The sequence below is a fragment of the Actinosynnema sp. NPDC023658 genome, from assembly GCF_040639995.1.
GTDB lineage: Bacteria > Actinomycetota > Actinomycetes > Mycobacteriales > Pseudonocardiaceae > Actinosynnema.
The window spans coordinates 1-2,995 of the sequence record NZ_JBFAAX010000706.1 but is presented as its reverse complement, the minus strand read 5'-3'; the positions used below and the strand labels follow the sequence as shown (position 1 = coordinate 2,995).

Here is a 2,995-nt window from a genome sequence, read left to right as displayed (position 1 = left end):
CGGCGGTCCCTGATGGACCACCTGATGCTCGACGAGGTGCTGGACAGGGTCGCGCTGTTCGACCGGCTGGCGCGCAGGCGGGGACTCACCTGCGCGCAGCTCGCCCTGGCCTGGGTGCTGCACCGGCCCGGGGTGTCCTCGACCCTCGTCGGCATCTCGTCACCGGAGCAGGTGCGGGAGAACGCCGGGGCCGCCGGGGTGTTCCTGAGCGCGGCGACTCTCGAACTGATCGACAAGCTGTTCGCCGGGTGCGTGCACACTGACGTGGCCGCGACCGGATGAACCCGTCACCCGGCGAGCGTCGCGGCCAGCGCGGCCCGGTCCAGTTTCCCGGCGATCGTGCGCGGCAGGTCGTCGACCACGTCCACCCGGTGCGGCACCAGGTGCTCGGGGAGCACGGCCCGCAGGGCGCTCACCACCTGCTCCGGCAACGACTCGACCGCGTCGAGGCCGGGCGCGACCACCACGCACGCGATCAGCATCGCCTCACCGCGGGCCGAGTCCCGCACGACCACCGCGGCGTCCCGCACGAGATCGAGCCGGCGCAACGCGTACTCGACCTCTCCCAACTCGACCCGGATGCCGTGCACCTTCACCTGGCCGTCGCGCCTGCCGACGAAGTACAACAGCCCGTCGGCATCGGCCACGCCCAGATCGCCGCTGCGGTACCAGATCCCCTCCCGCCCGGGCACCGTCGTGAACCGCTCGGCGGTGAGCTCCGGCCGGTTCACGTACCCGAGCGCCACGTGCCTGCCGCCGATGACCAGCTCGCCGACCTCGCCGGGAGCCACCGGCCGCAGCGAGTCGTCGAGCACCGCCGTCGGCGCGTGTGGCAGCGGGTAGCCGATCGGGTCCGGGCGCGGTCCACCGCGCAGGCCGGCGACGGTGACCTCGTTGGCCGACGAGTACACCGTCGTCTCCGTAGGACCGTAGAGGTTGTACCAGGCGGGCAGCACGAGCTGGCTGCGCTCCCACACCTCCAGGGCCGAGACGTTGATGCGCTCGCCCGCGAACACCACCCGCCGCAGCGGCACCTGGAGCCGTTCCTCGCTGACCACGTCCGCCAGGTGGCGGAAGACGCTCGCCACGACGTGCAGGACGGTCGCCCCGCCGCGCACCAGCAGTTCGGCGAGCAGTTCGGCGTCCCGCGCGGTGTTCTCATCGGTGACGAGCAGCGTGGCTCCGGAGGCGAGACCGCCCCACAGCTCCCAGACGCTGACGTCGAAGACCGGGGAGTGCTGGAGCGGCCAGGTCTGCGGACCGTCGTCGAACAGCGGCAGCAGACCCTCCAGCAATGCCACCACGTTGTCGTGACTGACCGCGACCCCCTTGGGGAATCCGGACGAACCCGACGTGTAGATCACGTACGCGGGATCGGCGCACACCGGGAGCGCCGGCAGGCCGCTACCGCCGTGGCGGGCGTCGAGCACGTCCGGCGTGATGCCGATCGTGGGCACGTCGGCGCCGGTGAGCGCCGCGCTCCCGGCGTCGTCGCACAGGGCGATGTGCACCCCGGCGTCGGCGAGCAGGAATCGCAACCGCTCGGCCGGGTAGCCGGGGTCGAGCGGGACGTAGGCGCACCCCAGCCGCACCACCGCGGCGATGGCGACAGGCACGAGCGGACCGCGCCGACAGCACAGCGCCACGCGTTGCCCAGGTGCCACCCCCGCGCGCGCCAACGTGTGCGCCAACGCGTCGACGCACGACGCGAAGTCCCGGTAGGTGAGCGAACCGTGGTCGAAGACCAGTGCCAGCCGGTCGCCGAACCGGTGCGCGGACGACGTGACGATATCCGGCAGGACTGCACCGGAGCGTATCCCTGTTCCCCCGTTTCGGTCCACGAGCCGAGCCTACTGGACCGGTGTGCGTTCAAAAACCCTTGCCTGCCAAAGGATTCACTCGAATGGAGGTCGCGGGACGTGCCTTCCGGACTGTGGCAGCGCAATTTCGTCCTGTACTTCGTCGCCCGCGCGGTGGCACTAGTCGGCGACGCGATGATCCCGGTCTCGGTGACGCTCGCGGTCCGCGAGGTGGGCTACGGCAATACCGGCGTCGGCATCGTGCTGGCGGCGTGGATGACGCCGTTCGGCTTGCTGGTGCTGTTCGGCGGCGTGTTCGCCGACCGGTTCACCGCGCGGCGCATGATGGTCGGCGCGGACGTCATCAGGATCGGCACCCAACTGGTCGTCGCGATCGCGTTGTTCATCCACGCGGCACCGCTGTGGTTGCTGATCGCGATGTCGGCCGTCGCGGGCGCGGCGGCAGCCATGTTCCAACCCGGTCTCGCGAGCATGGTGCCGCAGGTGGCGAGCGATCTGCAGCGCGCGAACGCGGCGTTGCGGGTCGCCGGCGCGGTGGCGGAACTGCTCGGCCCCGCGCTGGCCGCCACGCTGATCGCCCTGTTCGGCCCCGGTACCGTCTACACGGTCAACGCCGCCACGTTCGCGATCAGCGCCGGATGCCTCCTCGCGTTGCGGCTACCCCCGATCCCGTTGGTGGCCAAGGTCGTCTCACTGCGCGTCGACCTGCGGACCGGTTGGCACGAGTTCCGGGCGCGAACCTGGATGTGGAGCGTCATCCTGGTCTGGGCGCTGTTCGGGGTGCTGCTGTTCGGCCCGCTCGTACCGCTGGGTTCCGGTGTGGTGACCTCCCAGTTCGGCGCATACGCCTACGGCATCGCGTTGAGCGCGAACGGTGCGGGGACGGTGGTCGGAGGCCTGCTCGCCCTGCGGTTCAGCCCGACCAGACCACTCGCGGCCGGCGCGCTGGCGATGACCCTCTACGGCCTCATCCCGCTGTCGATCGCGGTGCACGCCGGAATCCCGCTGCTGCTGTTGGCGCACTTCGTCGGCGGCGTCGCGTGGGCGTTCTGGTCAGTGATGTGGGCCACGAGCGTGCAGACCCACTGCACCGGGCCGGAGTTCGACCAGTGGGGCCGCAGCGCGCCGGACTACGAGGAGCGCAACAAGGCCGAGGTCTGCTACTCCGACATCCA

Annotated in this window: 3 protein-coding genes; 2 read left to right on the top strand and 1 reads right to left on the bottom strand. The window is 71.0% G+C overall.

Annotated elements, in window-relative coordinates; all coding sequences use genetic code 11:
* Positions 1-282 (top strand): aldo/keto reductase (locus AB0G02_RS33510; RefSeq protein ID WP_360802371.1); only part of this gene is annotated, 282 nt, incomplete at its 5' end.
* 5 nt (positions 283-287) lie between these two features.
* Here the strand turns inward: AB0G02_RS33510 and AB0G02_RS33505 are convergent.
* The gene (locus AB0G02_RS33505) at positions 288-1,841 is read right to left on the bottom strand and encodes an amino acid adenylation domain-containing protein (protein ID WP_360802368.1); all 1,554 of its coding nucleotides are present in this window, start codon (positions 1,839-1,841) and stop codon (positions 288-290) included.
* 78 nt (positions 1,842-1,919) lie between these two features.
* On the opposite strand from AB0G02_RS33505, the gene AB0G02_RS33500 reads away from it, so the two are divergent.
* Positions 1,920-2,995, top strand: a 1,076-nt coding sequence (locus AB0G02_RS33500) for an MFS transporter (RefSeq protein ID WP_360802365.1), incomplete at its 3' end; no start/stop codon positions are given.